Origin of the sequence: Streptomyces liliifuscus (assembly GCF_016598615.1) — a bacterium.
Taxonomy (GTDB): Bacteria; Actinomycetota; Actinomycetes; order Streptomycetales; family Streptomycetaceae; genus Streptomyces; species Streptomyces liliifuscus.
Genome location: NZ_CP066831.1, coordinates 319,434 through 336,447, shown reverse-complemented (window position 1 = coordinate 336,447; position 17,014 = coordinate 319,434). Strand labels below are relative to the sequence as shown.

At 70.2% G+C, this 17,014-nt stretch carries 17 protein-coding genes; 3 read left to right on the top strand and 14 right to left on the bottom strand.

Annotation, left to right across the window (positions count from 1 at the left end; all coding sequences use genetic code 11):
- Positions 1-31 precede the first annotated feature (31 nt).
- Positions 32-463 (top strand): peptidoglycan-binding domain-containing protein, encoded by a 432-nt coding sequence (locus JEQ17_RS01440; protein WP_200393447.1) that lies wholly within the window; start codon positions 32-34, stop codon positions 461-463.
- Positions 464-723: 260 nt separating this feature from the next.
- Here the strand turns inward: JEQ17_RS01440 and ssuE are convergent, their stop codons facing one another.
- From ssuE to JEQ17_RS01380, 12 genes are all read right to left on the bottom strand, one after another.
- Positions 724-1,281: an NADPH-dependent FMN reductase gene (ssuE, locus tag JEQ17_RS01435; protein ID WP_200393446.1), complete on the bottom strand. Its 558-nt coding sequence runs from the start codon at positions 1,279-1,281 to the stop codon at positions 724-726.
- A gap of 68 nt (positions 1,282-1,349) precedes the next feature.
- Positions 1,350-2,117 carry an alpha/beta hydrolase gene (locus JEQ17_RS01430; RefSeq protein ID WP_200393445.1) on the bottom strand — a complete coding sequence of 256 codons (768 nt, stop codon included), beginning with the start codon at positions 2,115-2,117 and terminating at the stop codon, positions 1,350-1,352.
- A gap of 1 nt (position 2,118) precedes the next feature.
- Positions 2,119-3,177 (bottom strand): LLM class flavin-dependent oxidoreductase, encoded by a 1,059-nt coding sequence (locus JEQ17_RS01425; protein WP_200393444.1) that lies wholly within the window; start codon positions 3,175-3,177, stop codon positions 2,119-2,121.
- Between the two features lie 18 nt (positions 3,178-3,195).
- Positions 3,196-4,989 carry an FAD-dependent oxidoreductase gene (locus tag JEQ17_RS01420; RefSeq protein WP_234047989.1) on the bottom strand — a complete coding sequence of 598 codons (1,794 nt, stop codon included), beginning with the start codon at positions 4,987-4,989 and terminating at the stop codon, positions 3,196-3,198.
- A 10-nt stretch (positions 4,990-4,999) separates the two neighbouring features.
- Positions 5,000-6,340, bottom strand: a complete 1,341-nt coding sequence (locus JEQ17_RS01415) for an NtaA/DmoA family FMN-dependent monooxygenase (RefSeq protein WP_200393443.1) — start codon at positions 6,338-6,340, stop codon at positions 5,000-5,002.
- 94 nt (positions 6,341-6,434) lie between these two features.
- Positions 6,435-7,286, bottom strand: coding sequence for an ABC transporter ATP-binding protein (locus JEQ17_RS01410; RefSeq protein ID WP_200393442.1), 852 nt, complete (start codon positions 7,284-7,286; stop codon positions 6,435-6,437).
- Positions 7,283-8,176, bottom strand: a complete 894-nt coding sequence (locus JEQ17_RS01405; protein ID WP_200393441.1) for an ABC transporter ATP-binding protein — start codon at positions 8,174-8,176, stop codon at positions 7,283-7,285. Before JEQ17_RS01405 ends, JEQ17_RS01410 begins: the two co-directional genes overlap by 4 nt.
- Positions 8,176-9,063, bottom strand: a complete 888-nt coding sequence (locus tag JEQ17_RS01400) for an ABC transporter permease (RefSeq protein WP_200393440.1) — start codon at positions 9,061-9,063, stop codon at positions 8,176-8,178. The genes JEQ17_RS01405 and JEQ17_RS01400 overlap by 1 nt, the downstream gene beginning before the upstream one ends.
- A gap of 3 nt (positions 9,064-9,066) precedes the next feature.
- Complete coding sequence (locus JEQ17_RS01395; RefSeq protein ID WP_200393439.1) at positions 9,067-10,095, bottom strand: ABC transporter permease; 1,029 nt, start codon at positions 10,093-10,095, stop codon at positions 9,067-9,069.
- Positions 10,096-10,139: 44 nt separating this feature from the next.
- The gene (locus JEQ17_RS01390; RefSeq protein WP_200393438.1) at positions 10,140-11,711 is read right to left on the bottom strand and encodes an ABC transporter substrate-binding protein; all 1,572 of its coding nucleotides are present in this window, start codon (positions 11,709-11,711) and stop codon (positions 10,140-10,142) included.
- A gap of 485 nt (positions 11,712-12,196) precedes the next feature.
- Positions 12,197-13,105, bottom strand: a complete 909-nt coding sequence (locus tag JEQ17_RS01385) for a DsbA family oxidoreductase (protein WP_200401232.1) — start codon at positions 13,103-13,105, stop codon at positions 12,197-12,199.
- Positions 13,106-13,110: 5 nt separating this feature from the next.
- On the bottom strand, positions 13,111-13,545 hold the full coding sequence (locus JEQ17_RS01380; RefSeq protein ID WP_200393437.1) for an RrF2 family transcriptional regulator: 435 nt from the start codon (positions 13,543-13,545) through the stop codon (positions 13,111-13,113).
- A 138-nt stretch (positions 13,546-13,683) separates the two neighbouring features.
- Between JEQ17_RS01380 and JEQ17_RS01375 the strand changes: the two genes are divergently transcribed.
- Positions 13,684-14,190 (top strand): cupin domain-containing protein, encoded by a 507-nt coding sequence (locus JEQ17_RS01375; protein WP_200393436.1) that lies wholly within the window; start codon positions 13,684-13,686, stop codon positions 14,188-14,190.
- Positions 14,191-14,417: 227 nt separating this feature from the next.
- Here the strand turns inward: JEQ17_RS01375 and JEQ17_RS01370 are convergent, their stop codons facing one another.
- Both JEQ17_RS01370 and JEQ17_RS01365 read right to left on the bottom strand, forming a co-directional pair.
- Positions 14,418-14,999 carry a hypothetical protein gene (locus JEQ17_RS01370; protein ID WP_200393435.1) on the bottom strand — a complete coding sequence of 194 codons (582 nt, stop codon included), beginning with the start codon at positions 14,997-14,999 and terminating at the stop codon, positions 14,418-14,420.
- A gap of 158 nt (positions 15,000-15,157) precedes the next feature.
- A complete protein-coding gene (locus JEQ17_RS01365) occupies positions 15,158-15,661 on the bottom strand; it encodes a MarR family winged helix-turn-helix transcriptional regulator (RefSeq protein WP_200393434.1) in 504 nt (167 codons plus the stop codon).
- A gap of 399 nt (positions 15,662-16,060) precedes the next feature.
- On the opposite strand from JEQ17_RS01365, the gene JEQ17_RS01360 reads away from it, so the two are divergent.
- On the top strand, positions 16,061-17,005 hold the full coding sequence (locus tag JEQ17_RS01360; RefSeq protein ID WP_200393433.1) for an NADP-dependent oxidoreductase: 945 nt from the start codon (positions 16,061-16,063) through the stop codon (positions 17,003-17,005).
- Positions 17,006-17,014 lie beyond the last annotated feature (9 nt).

Here is a 17,014-nt window from a genome sequence, read left to right as displayed (position 1 = left end):
CCGTTGGCAACGTACGGAAAGTGAGGGAGCCATGCGCTCTCGCCTGATCAGGGCTCGTCTCGCGGCCACCGCCACGGCCGGTGCACTCGCCGCTGTCGCTCTTACCGGTGTGGCCCTTGCGCCCTCAGCCGCGGCGGTCGACCCCTACCCGACCTGCAACACGTACAAGAACGTCAGTGGGCACAAGGTTCCCGCCTATGGGCAGCCGACTCCCAGCCTGACCTGCAACCTCGTCCTCAACACCAGCAAGTCCAACGAGGCCGTGAAAGTCCTCCAGACCAGCCTGAACAACTGCCACAACTTCGACCTTGCGGTCGACGGCTACTACGGCGAAAAGACCTTCCTCGCTGTGAGATCCATCCAGGCGGCCTACCTCGGGGAGGCCCACGCCGACGGCTACTACGGCCCTCAGACCCAAGGCGTCATGAAGCACTGGGGCCTCAGCGGCTGCGGCAGGATCTGACGCACACCGACGAAAACTGGCGTCCTCGTGTCCGATGACACGTGACGCTGTGAGACGCCGGGAGGGGTAGCCGGATGGCACCGGCTGCCCCTCACCCTTGCTCCAGCGGTCCGGCGTCGCATTTCGGGCCTGGTGCCTGGTCAGGGCAGGCGGCGGATCATGAGTGGCCATGAATGGCCGATGCGATCACCGCGAGGACGTCGCTGGCGCCCAGCGCTGGACCCCGGCCAGCGGGCCACAACTGATGGCAATGAACCGGCTCATGCTGTGCGCCGGAGTGCCCCGGTACGCCCTCCCAACGTGGCGGAGAAGTGGTCCGTGACCTGCTCCAGCGCCTCGGCGGCGGCAGGCGTGACGATCTGTGTGGCGTGGTCGTCGGCGGCGACGTCCTTGTCGAGTGTGAACCAGCCGGGCACGATGTGGGACGCCCCCATGGAACTCAGTACGGGACGCAACGCGTAGTCGATGGCAAGGACATGGGCCGTGCTGCCACCGGTGGCCAGGGGCAGCACGGTCTTGCCGGACAGCGCGTACTGGGGGAGCAGGTCGAGCAGCGACTTCAGCAGGCCCGAGTAGGCGGCCTTGTACACCGGGGTGCCGATCACCACGCCGTCCGCCTGCGTGAACAGGTCCGTGGCGGCGACGATCGCCGGGTGGCGGAAGTCCGCGCCGAGCAGCGCTTGGGCGGGCAGGGTGCGCACGTCCAGTGGAGTTACGTCGTGGCCCTGCAGGCGCAGCCGGTCGTCCAGGTGGCGCAGGAGCCGGGAGGTGCGGGAGGTGGGCGAGGGGCTTCCGGAGACGGACAGGATGGCAGCCATGGCGGGACCTTCCGGGATCGGGGTTCAGACGGAGCGAGGGGACACGGTGCGGCTGGTGCGAGGAGGAGTCACCAGGCGCTCGACCGCACCGTGATCAATGGCCGCAGTTCGTTGCGCAGCGTTTCGAGGAAGGAGACGACCTCGGCGGCCACCGAGCGGTGCTGGAGGTCGTTGAGTACGTCGTGGTGGGCACCGTGGACGACCGAAAGGCGTGCGCGGGGGAGCGACTTGGCGGCGCCCGCCAGTGCCTCGTGGTCGGCGAGGGGATCGGCGTCCCCGACGAGGAGCAGGGCCGGGACGTCGATCGCGCCCCCGTGGACGGCGTTGAGCACGGCGTCCGGGACCGTGTCGCCGAGCGAGCCGCGCCGGACCCCGGGATCGTCGGTGAGCGTGCCGCGGTGGGCGGGGCAGGAGGTGCGGACGTCGAGTTCGTCGTCCCAGGTGCCCACGGCGTCGGCGGCCCGGCCGGGAAGGCCGGCGAGGACGAGGGCGTCGGGCCGCAGTGTGGCCGGCAGCTCCGCCCGGGCGAGGAGGGCGGCGACCGCGGCGGCTCCCGAGTCGGCTCCGACGAGGACGACGGGTTGGACGACCCGGTCTCCGGGAGCGGTGCCCTCGACGGCGTCGGTGAGCTGGGTGCCGAACGCGGTCAACGAAGTGCTGAGGTCGGCGTAGTCGAGGACCGGGGCGTCGATCACCCGCACGCGATAGGCGTCGGCGGCCAGCCGCCTGCCGAAGCGGGCATAGGTCGCCCGGGTCTCGCCCCGGCCGGGCACCACGACGACGGTGCCGCGGACACTGAGGCCCTCGGGGCCGAAGTAGTCGCTGTAGTCGGTCATTTCACACTCCTGCGGATGCGGGCTCGGTCCGGCGCGCGGGTGAGCGAGGTGGCACCCGCGCGGGCGTCCAGCCCAGCGCGGGTGCCACCTCGGTCGCGATGAGTTCGAGGGCACGGATCGCGGCGTCATGGTCGGGAACGGCGGGGTTGAACTGGGTGATCAGGTCGGTCGCGACCGGCAGGACCTTCTCCTGCCGCAGTGCCGCGATGATCTCCTCGGGGTGGCCGTAGAAGGAGTGGAATCGGCGCAGTGCCTCGTCGGCGTCCAGGCCCTTGGGGAATGCGCCGCTGTCGGCCATGCGCAGCGCCGCCCGGTGGACGTCCTCACTGATGTGCCTGAGCGCCGTGCGTCGGTCCTTGGCCGGGAATATGAACCGGGAGAGGCCGATGCGGGGGTGGCGTGGCCGGTCCCAGGCGGCGAGGTAGGCGTCGGCCCATGGTCGCTGGACCTCGTCGGTGGGGGCGTCGAAACCGTAGGCGGCGCGGTTGAGCAGCAGGTTGGAGCCACCCTCCGCCGCGTAGGCGGCTCCTGGTGCGCTGAACACGCCCTGCCAGACGCGGTCGTGGAAGTCGCCGGCCTCCGGTTGGATCCGGAAGCCGGGTGTACGGACCTCGCGGTTGGCCAGCGCCTGGCGCAGCAGGTCCAGGTGCTGGCTGGTCAGTTCCCGCTTGCGGGCGGCGTCCTGGCCGAACGCGGCGTACTCCAGGCTGTTCGCCCCGCTGCCCACGCCGATCTCGACACGGCCGCCGCTGAGCGTGTCCACGGTGGCGACGTCCTCGGCGAGACGGACCGGGTCCTCCAGCGGAAGGACGGTCACCGCCGTGCCCAGCCTGATCCGGGTCGTCCGCGCCGCGGCATGGGCGAGGAACGTCCACGGTGAGGAGAGTCCGCCGCCCCCGAGAGGAACATGGTGCTGTGCGACCCAGCCCACGTCGAACCCGAGTTCGTCGGCCACGACGAAGAGTTCCTGAGCGTTGCGGTAGGTGCGAGCGATGTCGCCGTCGCGCCCCTGGACGTGGGTGAGGAAACCGAGCCGGAAGCGTGGTCGTTCGCTCGTCATCGATGGTCGCCTTTCGTGTCAGGCCGCGGTCGTGACCGCGGCCGCGGTGCGTACGCCCGTGCGCGCGGCATCCGAGGCGGTTTCCCCCAGCACCCGGTCGAGCACTGCGGCGGCACCGCCGTCGGGCAGCCGCGTACCGCGCCAGACGACGTGCTGGTCGGGGCGGATCAGGACGTTGGCGGTGCCGTACACCGCGCGTGCCGCCGCGTCGGTGAGATGGATGACCGTGAAGGGCAGGGAGCGGGTGGCGGCCTCCCCGGCGAGGGCCTGCTCGACCGTCCGGTCGTCGGTGAGGACGAGCAGGCCGAAGGAGGTGCCGAGTCGGTCGTAGAGCGTCCCGCCGCCCGGGTCGACGGGGCCGTCCGGTGCGCGGTGGCCGGGGCGTGGGTCGTCCTCGTAGACGTCGGCACGCCAGGGCGGCTCGTCGTCGAGCTGTCCGGGTTCGTACCAGACGGCCGCCGAGGCGTCGTACCGCTCGTCGAAAGCGATCCCGTCGGAGCCGAAACGGTCCTCGCGCAGCCGTTCGGCGATCTCCGTACGCCGCTGATCCGCCTCGGCGCTGCGGTCCGCGTCATCGGGAATGCCGCCGGCACGGATCTCCTCCAGGGTCGCCTGCGTACGGCGTGACCGTGCCAGGGAGTGGTCGGCGACCCGCCAGTTGTGCGGTCGGCGCTCCTGGTCGTAGGTGTCCAGGAGGGCCTGCGGGGCGTGGCCGCCGATGACGGCCGCGAGCTTCCAGCCGAGGTTGACCACATCGCCGATGCCCTCGCCCAGGTTGCCGCCGGGCGTGCGCACATGGGCGGCGTCACCGGCGAGCAGTACGCGTCCGCGCCGGAAGGTCTCGGCGATGCGGGTCGCGTGGTAGAAGGTCGTCGCCGACGCCAGTTCGAGGTGTGCGTCGAACCCGAACGCCGCCCGGGCCACCTCCAGGAGCTCGCCCTCGCTCGGCTGGTGGTCGAGCGGGTACGGCCCGGCGTACACCCGCCACTCACGGGAGCTGATGGTGGGGAGGAAGCCCGACGCGCCGGTGTTGACGACGACGTTGGTGGCGCTCGGCGCCGGCCCGACCCGCTGGGCGATGTTCCCGGTGCGTACGACCAGACGCAGCCGCTTCTCGGCGGCGTGTTCCCCTTCCCGGCCGATGCCGGCCAGCTGCCGGGTGGTGCTGCCGCCTCCGTCGGTGCCCAGGACGTAGGCAGCACGGACGGTACGGGACACGCCCGAGGCCACGTCGAGGACCTCGGCGGCGATCCCGTCGGTGTCCTCGCGCAGCGCTGTCAGTTCCCAGCCGCCGGCCACGCTGACGTCCTGCTCCGTCAGGTGGTCGAGGAAGACCTGCTGGAGGACGGTCTGCGGGCGGCGCAGCGCCTCGTCCGAGGAGTGTCCGGGACGGCTGCCGCGGTCGCTGAAGACCGGGCGGGGTGCGGGCACCAGCTCGTGCCCGACCAGGGAGGTGACCAGTCTGGTGCCCTGGTGCCACTCCGGCGGATAGGTCCATGCGTCGCGGACGCGCTGGAGCAGTCGCCAGCGGCGCAGATGTTCCACCACCCGCGGGGTGTGGCCCATCGCGCCCGCCCGCACAAGGGTCGCGGTGCGGGCGCGCTCGACCACGGCGACCTGGACTCCGCGCGCGGTCAGTTCGACCGCCGCGGACAGGCCCACCGGGCCCGCGCCGACGATCAGTACGTCCACCGCCGCCGGGGGAGTGGTGGACGGGAAGCGGACGGTGTGGACATCACGGCCCCCCGTCACCGACAGCTCGGTCACCGACGGCTCGGTCGCGGACAGCTCGGGCACGGACAGTTCGCTCACGGTGCTGCCCTCAGTCGCTCACGAGCTGAGGCTCGCGGGCGTGACGGTTGGCCGGGATCGGCAGGCCGAGGTTGCCGCGCAGGGTGTCGGCCGCGTACTCGGTGCGGAACAGTCCGCGCTTCTGCAGGATCGGGACGACTCCGTCGACGAAGAGGTTGATCTCCTCCTCGGTGCGGAAGGCGAGGTTGATGCCGTCGAAGGTGCCGGCGTCGAACCACTGCTCGATGGTGTCGGCGACGGTCCGGGGGTTCCCGACGAACGGTGACTGCCGGAACTGGTTGATGGACTCCGCTACTTGACGCAGTGTCAGGTTCTCGGTCCGGGCCCGTTCGATGAGCTTCGCGGCGCCGGTGCGGCCGCCCTTCTCGGCGAGGTGCGCGACATCGGGGAAGGGCGCGTCCAGGTCGTGCGCGCTGAAGTCGTAGGCACCGAAGGAACGGCCCAGCAGAGCGAGGTTGCGGTCGAAGTCGTTGTCCTCCTCGAAGATCTCCCGTTCGCGGCGCCGGGCGGCCTCGTCCGTGGCGGCGACGACCGGGCCCCCGTGGATGAAGATCTTGATGTGGCCGGGGTCGCGGCCGTAGGAGGCGGTGCGCTTCTTGATGTCGGCGTAGTACTCCTGTGCCTGCTGCAGTGAGCCGCCGGGTGCGTAGATGCCTTCGGCGACCTGCGCGGCGAGGTCGCGGCCCTCCTCGGAGACCCCGGCCTGGAAGATCACCGGCTGGCCCTGCGGGGAGCGAGACAGGTTCAGCGGTCCTGCCACCTTGAAGTGCTCGCCCTCGTGGTCGAGTTCGTGCAGCTTTGTCGGGTCGAGGAAGACGCCCCGCTCGACGTCGGCGGGGAACGCGTCGTCCTCGTAGGAGTCCCACAGCCCTCGGGCCACCTGGACGAACTCCAGGGCACGGCCGTAGCGCGTGGTGTAGTCGAGGTGCTCGTCGAGCCCGTAGTTCTTCGACGTGCCGGTGTCGAAGCTGGTCACCACGTTCCAGCCCGCGCGTCCGCCGCTGATGTGGTCGAGCGAGGCGAATCGGCGGGCGAGGTTGAACGGTGAGTTGTACGTCGAACTCGCGGTGCCCACCAGGCCGATGTGCTTGGTGTGGGTGGCCACGGCCGACAACAGGGTCAGTGGCTCAAGGCGGTTGAGGTAGTGCGCCGGGTAGGTGGCGTTGATGAACTGGCTGTCGACGATGAACAGGGCGTCGAACAGGGCGTGTTCGGCCGCCTGGGCCAGCCGGATGTAGTAGTTGATGTCGATGCTGGAGTTCTTCGCGACGCGCGGGTCCTTCCACAGGCCGTGCTGGCCCGGGCCGCCGACGCCGTAGGGGTGGAGGGCGAGATGGATGGTGCGGGGCATGGCTGTTCCTGTCTGTCGAGGGCTCGGCGTGGAGCGGGGCTCGGATGCGGAGCGGAGCTGAGATGGTTCAGCGGGGCTGAGACGGGCGCGGGGTTCAGGCGTGCAACAGCGCACGCAGGGCGGCGCGTTCGGCCCGGTCGGCCGCCGGGGTGTGCAGAGTGGGGGCGGAGCCGACGAGCAGCCGTGTGTAGGGGTGCCGGGGGGCGCCGATGACGTCGCGGGCGGTGCCGACCTCGACCAGCTCGCCCTGGTACAGCACCGCGATGCGGTCGGCGATCCCGGCGACGGATCCGAGGTCGTGGGAGATGAAGACGAGGGCCACGCCGTCGGCGCGCAGTTCCTTGAGGATCTGCAGGATCTGGACGCGGTTGGCGGAGTCCAGTGCACTGACCGGCTCGTCGAGGATGACAAGACGCGGGTCGGTCACCAGTGCCCGGGCCACCGCGACGCGTTGGCGCTGTCCTCCGGAGAGTTCGCCGGGGAGCCGGTCGAGCAGTTCCTCGGAGAGCTTGACCCTGGAGAGGAAGGCCCGCACCCGGGTCGCGGCCTCCTCGCGGGACACGCCCTGCAGGAGCAGGGGTTCGGCCAGCGAGGCCTCGATCGTGAGGTCCGGGTCGAGACTGCGCAGAGGGTCCTGGAAGACGTACTGGATCACGCCCCGGCGACGCAGGGCGCGCCACTGGCGGGTGCCGTACGCGCTGATGTCCTCGCCACCGACGACGATCGACCCGGCCGAGGCGCGGACGAGTCCGAGCACGGCCCGTGCGAGCGTGGACTTGCCCGAGCCCGTCTCGCCGATGATTCCGACGGTCTCGCCCGGCGCGACGTTCAGGGAGACCCCGTGCAGGACGCGGCGGCGCTGTCGGCGCAGCCCGTAGTGCACGTCCAGGTTCTCCACGCTCAGGACCGGGTCGGAGCCGGGCTGACGGGACAGATCGGTGCTCACGCGTCCTCCTTCGGTACGAGGAACTTCTCCAGGCCATACTGCTCGTGCTCGGCGATCAGCAGCCGGGTGTATTCGTGCCGCGGGTCGTGCAGCACTTGCCGGGTCGGGCCCTGTTCGACCACTTCGCCCTGGCGCAGGACGAGGACCTCGTCACAGAGCTGGGCGACGACGGCCAGGTCGTGGGAGACCACCACGAGGGCGAGCCCTGTCTGTTCGCGCAGGTCGGCCAGCAGGTCGAGGATCTCCGCCTGGACGGTGACGTCGAGCGCGGTCGTGGCCTCGTCGGCGATGAGGATCCGGGGGCCTGCGGCGATCGCCGCGGCGATCAGCACCCGCTGAAGCATGCCGCCGGACAGCTCGAAGCTGTACTGGCCGTAGACCAGCTCCGGGTCCCGCAGATGCACGGCACGCAGCAGGTCGATCGCCTGCCGGCGTGCCTCGCGCCGCCTGACACCCTTCTTGACCCGGATGACCTCGGCGACCTGGACGCCCACGCGGATCGAGGGGTTGAGGTAGGACGCCGGGTCCTGGAAGACGGCGCTGATGGTGGCACCCCGCAGAGCCGTCCACTGGGTCTGGGAAAGGTGCGTGATGTCGCGGCCGTCGATCTCGATCGAACCGTCGGTGACCTCGAAGTGGGCGGGCAGGATGCCCAGCGCGGCACGGCAGGTGAGGGTCTTTCCGCTGCCGGACTCGCCGACGATGCCGACGGCCCGGCCGGGGGTGAGGGAGAAGCTCACGCCGTGGACGATCTCGCGGTCGCCGGCCCGGTCGCTGATGCGTACGTCGCGTACCGACAGCACGGGTGCCGACGGGGCGGGCAAGTCTGCGGAAGGGGCCCGCGTGGTCTCCCCGGGCTGGACGTGGAGCTTCTCGGACAGCGTCGTCATCACGCACCTCCGGCGGGAGCGGGGTCGGCCTTGTCGAGCCGGTTGGCGCGGGCCTTGCGGTTGTTGACCAGCGCACGGCCCGCCTCGCCCGAGACGTCGCGGATGGCGTCGGCGAGGAGGTTGCAGGCCCAGACGGTGATCATGATCAGCAGTGCGGGGGCGATCGGCGCCCAGGGCCGCTGGTTGAGATAGCCCAGGTCGGAGGCGAGCAGACCGCCCCAGGTGGGCGCGGGCGGCTGGACGCCTATCCCGAGGAAGGTGAGGCTCGACACGATCACGAAGCCGACGCCGATGGTCTGCGCGAGCGCGACCGCGATCGGCGGCAGCACCTTGACCCATACATGGCGGCGTACGACCCACCCGATGGAGGCGCCGGAGATGACAGCGGCCTCCACGTACTGCGAGCGGGCCACCGCCAGGGTGGCGGCGCGGGACACCCGGTAGAACAGGGGGGAGACCAGCGCTCCGGTGACGAGCATCGCCTGGGTGAGGCCGTTGCCGAGCAGGGCGATGACGGCGACGGCGAACAGCAGGAACGGCAACGCGACCAGGGTGTCGGCCAGCCGCAGGGTGATCCATTCGAAGGCCCGGCCGAGGTAGACCGACAGGATGCCGGGCACCGCGCCGACCACCAGCGCCGTGAGCGCGACCTCCAGGGATCCGAGCACGCTGATCCGGGAGCCGTCGAGGAGCCGGCTCAACACGTCCCGGCCGAGGTAGTCGGTGCCCAGCCAGTGGGCGCCCGAGGTGCCGGCAAGGGTGTTGTCGCTGGTCGCCAGCGGATTCTGGGGAGCGAGCAGCGGACCGAAAGCGGCCAGAAGGGCGATCCCGACGAGGATGACCACGGCGATCCGGCCGGACGGCAGGGCGAGTACACGACGCACCATGGTTCACACTCCCCGCTGGGATGCGGGCGTCACACGCGCCAGCACCAGGTTGACGACCAGGTTGAACACGACGACCAGCACGATCGACACGACCAGCACCCCCTGCACGGCGGGTACGTCGCCGGCCTGGGCCGAGTCGTTCGCGAACCGGCCGAACCCCTGGAGGCCGAAGATCCACTCGGTGACGACGGAGGCGCCGACGAGGGAGGGGAACTTCAGGCCGAGGGTGGCGAGCGCGGGGCCGAGACCGTTGCGCAGCACATGGCCGAAGAAGATCCGGCGTTTGCTCAATCCCCGTACCACGGCGCCGGTCACATAGTTCTCGGAGTAGGCCGCGACAAGGCTGGAGCGCAGCTGACGGGCGACGTCGGCGACGACATCGAAGCTCAACGCGACGGCGGGCAGGGTGATGTGGGCCAGCCACGGACCGAACCCCTGCTCCGCCGGTACGTATCCGGCGGAGGGGAACAGGTTCAGTCCGACGGCGAAGACCGCGACGAGCACGATGCCGACGACGAAGGCCGGCATCACGGATATCGCCGTGACGAAGCCGGTGATGGCGCGGTCGATCCAGGTGGTGCGGCGCAGCGCCGCGAGCGTGCCGAGGCCGAACCCCGCGACCACGCCGATGAGCAGGGCGAAGGTCGCCACCGACAGGCTCACGCCGAGGCCGAGGCCGATCAGTGTGGAGATGTCGGCGCCGTTGGTCCAGCTCGCTCCGAGCTGTCCGTGCAGGACGCCGTTGAACCAGTCCCCGTACTGGACGAGGAAGGGCCGGTCGAGGCCCCACTGCGCCTCGACTCGGGCGATGGCCTCTGGTGTCGCCTCCTCGCCCAGCTGGATCCGCGCCGGGCTGAGCCCGCTCAGCGATCGCAGCGCGAACGTCACGAACGTCGCGACCAGGAAGACGGGCACGAAGATCGCGATCGACCGGGCGAGGGTGACCAGGATGCGGCCCAGTGTGTGCCGCGTCCTGGCCGCGGCGACCGTGCGACGGACGTCGGGTGTGGCCTGAGCCTCCGTCGTCGTCATGGGTTGCCCCCTCTCAGTGGTGGACTCTCAGTGGTGACGGAGTGTCAGTTGCCGTCGATGGTCACGCCGGTCCAGTCGATGTGGGCCGGGTTCTTGGGCAGTTCGGAGATGGACTTGCTCTTGGCGATGAGGTTCGGCTGGGAGTAGGTGAAGACCAGCGCCTTGCTTTCCAGGCCGGCCCGGGTCGCTGCCTGGAGGACCTTGGCGTAGTCCGGCGAGTCCAGCGGGGTCTGGCGGACCTTGGCGATGGCCGCCTCGAAGCCCGCCGGTTCGTACGGCGAGCTGAGGTTGAGCGGGCCGTTGGGGCCGAAGTGCGCGGTGAGGGTCTGCGCGGCGGAGTCACGGCCGGTCGTCCCGTAGAGGGAGAACGTGAGGTCCTTGGCGAAGAACGGTGTCGCCCAGTTCTTGTCGATCTTGATGGTGACGGTGATGCCGACCTTCGCCAGCTGGGACTGGACGATCTCCGCCTGCGGGTCCTCCGCCGGGATCACCAGGTTCAGCTTGAGCTTGCCCGGCTTGTATCCCGCCTCGGTGAGGAGCTTCTTCGACTTCGCCGGGTCGTAGGGGTAGCTGTTCTCCGACTCCGGGTCGTAGGCCACGTACCCCTTGGGGAACGGCTGGTTGGTCACCGAGCCGTAGCCGAAGGTCAGCTTGTCGACGAACTCCTGGCGGTTGATCGCGTGGCGGACCGCGTCGACGACCTTGTCGTTGTCGAACGGTGCCTTGTTGACGTTCAGACTGAGGTTGGAGGCGTTGAAGCCTGGCTGGACGAAGACGTCGAGCCCGGCCTTCTTGGCGGCTCCCGCCTGGCTGGGGTCGATGTCGGCGAAGTTGTAGACACCGGTCTGCAGGCCGGAGACGACGGTGGAGGAGTCGGGGGCCGAGGTCAGTTCGACGTTGTCGATGTGGATGTTCTCGGCGTCCCAGTAGTCGGGGTTCTTCTTCAGGACCGCCTTGGTGCCCGGCACGATCTGCGTGACGGTGAACGGGCCCGCGCCGACCGGGTTCTGGTCCAGCTTCTCCGGGGACTTGGCCGCCTTGGGGCTGGCGATCTGGAGCACGCGCTGACCGAACAGCTGCGGGATCTGGTAGTCGACCTGGCTGAGATGGACGACCGCGTCCAGCCCCTTGGCGTCCACGGACTTGATGGAGGTCAGGTCGCCGAAGAGCGCCGAGTTCTTCTGCTTCTTCGCGCGTTCGATGGCCGCCTTCACCGCGGTCGCGTCGACCGGTTCGCCGTCGCTGAACTTCAGGCCGGACCGCAGGTGGAAGGTGATCTCGTCACCCTTGGCGTTGTACTCCCAGCTCTTGGCCAGGTCCGGGACGGCCTTGCCGGACTCGTCGGTGCGGGTCAACGAGGCGTACACCAGGGCGAGTTCGCGGAACTGGGCACCGCTGCCGCCGACCACCGGGTCCCAGTGGGTGGGGAAGTAGGAGGAGGTCCACTTCAGGGTGGAGCTGCCGCCCGCGGAGGCGGCGTCGCCGCCGCAGGCGCTGAGGGCGGGGGCGAGCAGGGTGACGAGGACGGTTCCCAGGGCCGCGGCGCGCAGCCGCTCGGGTCGTTGGGCGGAGCGGAGGTTGGGCCTGGGGTGATGCGGCGTGAGTCGTCCGGACATCTCAGTTCTTTCTTCGAGGGCACCGGTCCGTGGCAGGACGGCGGGCCGGTGCACGAGGGCGGTTCCCCCGCCGCGTCGGTCGTCGGCGCATCCCGGGGCAGGCATGCCGGCGCGCAGCGGTGCGCACAGGGGCATGCCGAACTCAAGGCATGAGGCGTCGGCGGTTTCGCGGGGGAGAGCCGTGAGGCGTGAGGAGGGGAGGCGACGAGGCGCGAAGGAAAGGGCGCGAGATGACGAACGCAGGACGGTGGTACGGCGGGAAGCCGGTGCCGGCGGGAGCGGTCAGGCGCCTGTGGGCCGTGGGAGGCGGTCGGTCAGCGACAGAGAGCGCTGCACGTGCGCCGCAGGTCCACGTAGCGGCACACCACACCGGGGTGCGTCGTAAGCATGCTGCACATCCTGGGGCCGTTCGTCAGCGGCTGTCAATGGACACCTTTTGGTGTCTCATTGGGCGGGACGGCCTCTGACCGCTGATCAGAGGCCTGTCAGGGCGCGGCGGGAGCGCTGCGACCGGTGGCCGGGTGCGTCGCGGCCTCCGCCGGATGCAGCCAGAGCGGGCCGTTGCCGGTGTCGATCCGCACGGCACCGGCAGGCGGCCACGGGCCATGTGTCAGTAGCTCGCGCTCGGGGCCGGTCAGGCTCCGGTACCGATCGAGGGCCTGCGCCGCTTCCAGCGTCACAGGGTCCGGCAGCAGCCCCGGCGCCAACGTGTCGACCGCGACGGCGTAGTCCTCGTACGACCGCCAGCCGGGCACCGCTCGAACACCTGCGGGCGAACGGAGGAGCAGCGTGGGCAGCGCGTACCGGTACCTGCCGTCGGGGGTCTCCTTGGCGGCGCCGGGATGCGGGGATCCGTCCTGCGCGGACAACAACTCGCGGACCGGGCGACGTGCCTCGGCGTGGTCGGCACGCACCCGCTCCAGTACGCCGGCTGATGCCGCGTCGGATGCCAGCCGGGCGGGATCCAGGCCGAAGACACCCCGTGCGGCCGACAGGGCGAGCACCGGTGTGTCGGCCGGTTCGCCGAGGACGAAAACGGTTTCCCGCAATCGGCGCAGCACCCGCTCGGCCACCTCGGGACCTTGCAGTTCGGCGGCCTTGGCGACGAGTGAGGCCGGCCATGAACTCGCCGCGACCCGGCTCAGTCGCAGCGCCCTGGGCGCGTGTGTGTGGCCGCTGATGTCCTCGACGTAACGGGAGTACCAGGCGGTCTCCGCCGCCGCGTCGGGTGCGGGGTCGTCGTCGTGGTCGAAGAGAATGCAGTACACGCGGCGCCAGCGGACCTGGCCGGTCAGAGCCGCACGGAGCCTGCGCAGGACGGGCTCCGACCCCCAGGACCAAGGGCACAGCGGATCGGTGTACTCCACCACCTCCACCGACGGATCACCCGCCATGCCGGTCACGCCGCTCCCTTCCGGCTCAACTGACTCCCCGCGTCGGTGGGCAGCAGCGCGGTCAGCGTGGTTCCGCCGAGGATCGCCGCGGCATCCGCTTCGATCCGACGCCACACCCCGGGCAGACCGGCGGCGGGACCGGGATAGTCGAGCCCGGTCAGTGACTCTCCCCGCAGGGTGATCAACTCGCCGTCCACGGCGCGCGCCACATCCAGGAGCGTGATCTCGTCGGCGGACCGGCCGAGCCAGTAACCGCCCTCGCAGCCGCGCTGGCTGCGCACCAGACCGGCCTTCCGCAGCTCGCCCACCACGGACTTCAGAAAGCGGAACGGGATCTGCTGCGAGGAGGCGATGGCCTCGCACGTGAGGGGGCGGGCAGGTTCGCGGGCGAGCTCCAGGAGGGCCCGCGTGGCGTAGTCCGCCTTCGCGGAGATATGCATGCGCACATGATGCCCGACGGGACAGCGGCAGCGACGGCGTCCACTACTTCTCCCCTTCCATTGCGGGAACATTGCCGCAGGTGAAGCGCAATGGACACCTCTTGACATCTTTTTCCGGACAGCTCTAACGTCCGACCCATGAGCGAGCCGTTGACGACCCCCGGCGAAGGATTCCACCCTCACCTGCACGACACCGCGGGGCATGAGGCAACGCCCCTGCGCACCCGGCTGCACCACATCCGCGCCGACGCGCTCGACGGCGACACCGCCCAGACCGGCGGGATGCGCCGCTTCGCCGCCATCAGCGGCAACACGGTCGGCTCCGAGAAGCTGTGGATGGGCCAGACCCACGTCGCCCCCTCCACCTCGTCCTCCGACCACCACCACGGTGAGTCCGAGACAGCCATCCATGTCGTCAGCGGACACCCCGAGTTCGTCTTCCTCGACGACTCGGGCCCACAGCCCGAAGAGGTACGGCTGCGCACCTCCCCGGGCGACTACATCTTCGTCCCCCCGTTCGTCCCGCACCGCGAGGAGAACCCCGATCCCGCCGAGGAGGCGGTGGTCGTCATCGCGCGCAGCACCCAGGAGGCGATCGTGGTCAACCTGCCGCACCTGTACGTACTGGGGCGCGAGGGAGACTGAACAGCCGTGTGGGGTTGCAGGATTGCGGATCAGTGCGTCTTCGTCGGGCGTACGTTCCGCACTTCTCCCGGTCCGGGGAGAGCGAAGTCGCTGTAATCGAGGAGCACTTGGCGATGCAGGCGTTCAGTGCCTGACGCTGACGGGGATCTCGAAAGTCGGAGCTGACCAGCGTGATCGACGTGCTGGTGACCGCCGAGGCCAACTTGCCCAGCGGTTCCGCAGAGATCTCAGTCCTGCGGCAAAGAGTGTGGTGGGGCCGGTGTGGATGTCGTGGCTGGTCGTCGCAGCAGGTGTTCGATGAGGCGTTCTTTGGCCAGGGCGAGGTGACGCCGGTAGGTGCCGTAGGGCACCCCCAGCTGTCGGGCGGCGGCCTTGTGGGTGGGCGAGGCCGCAATGCAGGTGGCGGTGAGAGCCTCGTGCGCCTTGACGCCCGCGGGGTAGATCTGCAGCGCGTCGAGGGCGGTGATGATGGCGCCGCGCAGGTCCGCGACCGGGTCGGGGGAACCCGGCGGAACGAGAGGGGAGTGCAGCAGCACGCTGGTCGCGAATTCGCGCGGGGTGTGCCAGGTGCGCAGTGCCTTGAGCACGCCGTCCTCGAACGTGGCGCGCGGCAACCGGTCGCCCGGGCCACTCGCGGAGGCGGTTGCGTGCCGTGTCGCTACGGGCGTGAGTGCTGCGCGAGCCCGGTGTTGCACCAACTGCTCCACTGATTGCCGTCGCCAGTCCCGGCCGAAGACGTGGTGTCGCGTCTCGTCGACGTCGACGGCCGCGACCTGCGGCATCCCGGCCTCGGCGAGGTACTGCCCCACCGGTCGGCGTCTTCGAAGACTGTGAAGGTCACCGCGCGTCCGTGGGTTCTCGTCTCCTCGCCGATGGTTCGTCGGCCGGTGGATCGAGCCTGTCGCCCGGCTGATCGCACTCGTTCTGATCCGCTGCGGTCCTCGGGGCTCCGACGCGCGTCGAGTCCTTATGCTCCACCTTTGCGGCGGCGAGGCGCGGCCGAGCGAGGTGGCGTCGAGCGCATGTGGTCGCGCACCGGGGCCAGCAGGCCTGCGAGAGTCTTGGCGTCGTCGCGCGAAAGCGGCTCGAACAGGAGGCCGCTGACCACCTCGACGTGACCCGGCAGCACCTTCGCAAGCAGCTCGCGCCCGGCATCGGTGATGGTGACGGTGATGCTCCGCTCGTCGTCGGGCGAGGGAGCGCGGACGGCCAGGCCCTCCTTTTCGAGCAGACCTACCTGGTAGGTCAGGCCACTGCGGCTGTAGACGACGCCGTCGGCCAGGTCGGTCATGCGATGGCTGCCCGTCGGCGAGTCTCCGAGGCGGGCCAGCAGTTGGAACTGCACATAGCTGAGATCGCCGGTCTCGCGCAGCTGCTGCTCGACCGCATGCCGGAGCAGGCTGGTCACCTCGACGAGGTCGAAGTAGGCACCGAGCTGCACGGGGTCGAGCGACGGCGGTGAATCAGGCATGACCGGAGTTTACTGCTTCGAATTCGAAGAGTGTGGCGTGCCGCCGTACCAGCCTCATCGGACCTGTGGGGCATGCCGGTGCTGCCGGCGCTCGACAGCGGCTCTCGCCGGCAGCCACCCGACTTCGCGCAGGTGATGCGCGGGCGCCTGACCGACGTGCATGCCGACCCCGTGCCCACGGTCGTCGTCGCGGGCCCCACCGACTGGCGGGCCACGGCTCGCAGCGTGCGACGCGGCTGCGCGCCTGCATCGACCAGGCCGCCGCCGAACTCGCCGAGGCGATGCGCTCGCACCGGCAGTGACCGACAGCACTTGCTTCGAATTCGAAGCAGAGGTAGTGTCATCGGCAGGTGCTTCGAATTCGAAGTACATCGGATCGCAGTGAAGGTGAGAACCGAAATGAAGGCAGTACGTTTCCACGAGTACGGCGACCCCGGCGTCCTGCGCTACGAGGACGTGGAGCAGCCCGTCCCCGGGGCCGGTGAGGTCCGGATCCGCGTCGCGGCGACGTCGTTCAACCCCGTCGACGGCAACATCCGCGGCGGCTTCATGCGTGGCCCCATCCCGGTGGTGCTGCCGCACACTCCCGGCATCGACGTCGCCGGCACGGTCGACGCGCTGGGCGAGGGCGTGGACGGCATAGCGGTCGGCGACGACGTCATCGGCTTCCTGCCGATGGACGGGAACGGTGCTGCCGCGGAGTACGTCCTCGCGCCGGCCGAGGTCCTGACGCCGGCTCCCAAGAGCGTCCCCCTGCCCGACGCCGCCGCCCTGCCGATCGTGGGCCTCACCGCGTGGCAGGCGCTGTTCGACCACGCCAAGCTGACGGCCGGGCAACGCGTGCTGATCAACGGCGCCGGTGGAGCGGTCGGCGGCTACGCCGTGCAACTGGCCAAGGGAGCCGATGCCCATGTGATCGCCACGGTCGGCCCGCGCAGCCGCGAGGCGGTCGAGTCGGCCGGCGCCGACGAGATCATCGACCACACCACCACCGGGGTGACCGCGGCGGTGACCGAGCCGGTCGACGTCGTGCTCAACCTCGCACCGGTCGACCCGGCCGAGCTGGCCGCGCTCGTCACGCTGGTCCGTCCGGGCGGCGTCGTGGTGAACACGACGGTGTGGATGCCCGCGCCCACCGACGAGGAGCGCGGCGTACGCGGCATCGACCTGTTCGTCCGCAGCGACGCCAACCAGCTGTCGCGGCTCGTAGCGCTGATCGACCGCGGGGAGCTGCGCGTCGACGTTGCCGAGCGGGTGCCGCTGGCCGAGCTCTCGGCGCTCCACGCCCGGGCCGCCGAAGGCGCGGTGCACGGCAAGGTCATCGTCGTCCCGCCTGTTGCCTGACGCCGATCC

Coding starts and splice junctions, on each gene's coding strand:
- JEQ17_RS01440 (WP_200393447.1), top strand. CDS start 32: ATGCGCTCTCGCCTGATCAGGGCTCGTCTCGCGGCCACCGCCACGGCC.
- ssuE (WP_200393446.1), bottom strand. CDS start 1,281: ATGGCTGCCATCCTGTCCGTCTCCGGAAGCCCCTCGCCCACCTCCCGC.
- JEQ17_RS01430 (WP_200393445.1), bottom strand. CDS start 2,117: ATGACCGACTACAGCGACTACTTCGGCCCCGAGGGCCTCAGTGTCCGC.
- JEQ17_RS01425 (WP_200393444.1), bottom strand. CDS start 3,177: ATGACGAGCGAACGACCACGCTTCCGGCTCGGTTTCCTCACCCACGTC.
- JEQ17_RS01415 (WP_200393443.1), bottom strand. CDS start 6,340: ATGCCCCGCACCATCCATCTCGCCCTCCACCCCTACGGCGTCGGCGGC.
- JEQ17_RS01405 (WP_200393441.1), bottom strand. CDS start 8,176: ATGACGACGCTGTCCGAGAAGCTCCACGTCCAGCCCGGGGAGACCACG.
- JEQ17_RS01400 (WP_200393440.1), bottom strand. CDS start 9,063: ATGGTGCGTCGTGTACTCGCCCTGCCGTCCGGCCGGATCGCCGTGGTC.
- JEQ17_RS01395 (WP_200393439.1), bottom strand. CDS start 10,095: ATGACGACGACGGAGGCTCAGGCCACACCCGACGTCCGTCGCACGGTC.
- JEQ17_RS01390 (WP_200393438.1), bottom strand. CDS start 11,711: ATGTCCGGACGACTCACGCCGCATCACCCCAGGCCCAACCTCCGCTCC.
- JEQ17_RS01385 (WP_200401232.1), bottom strand. CDS start 13,105: ATGGCGGGTGATCCGTCGGTGGAGGTGGTGGAGTACACCGATCCGCTG.
- JEQ17_RS01380 (WP_200393437.1), bottom strand. CDS start 13,545: ATGCATATCTCCGCGAAGGCGGACTACGCCACGCGGGCCCTCCTGGAG.
- JEQ17_RS01375 (WP_200393436.1), top strand. CDS start 13,684: ATGAGCGAGCCGTTGACGACCCCCGGCGAAGGATTCCACCCTCACCTG.
- JEQ17_RS01365 (WP_200393434.1), bottom strand. CDS start 15,661: ATGCCTGATTCACCGCCGTCGCTCGACCCCGTGCAGCTCGGTGCCTAC.
- JEQ17_RS01360 (WP_200393433.1), top strand. CDS start 16,061: ATGAAGGCAGTACGTTTCCACGAGTACGGCGACCCCGGCGTCCTGCGC.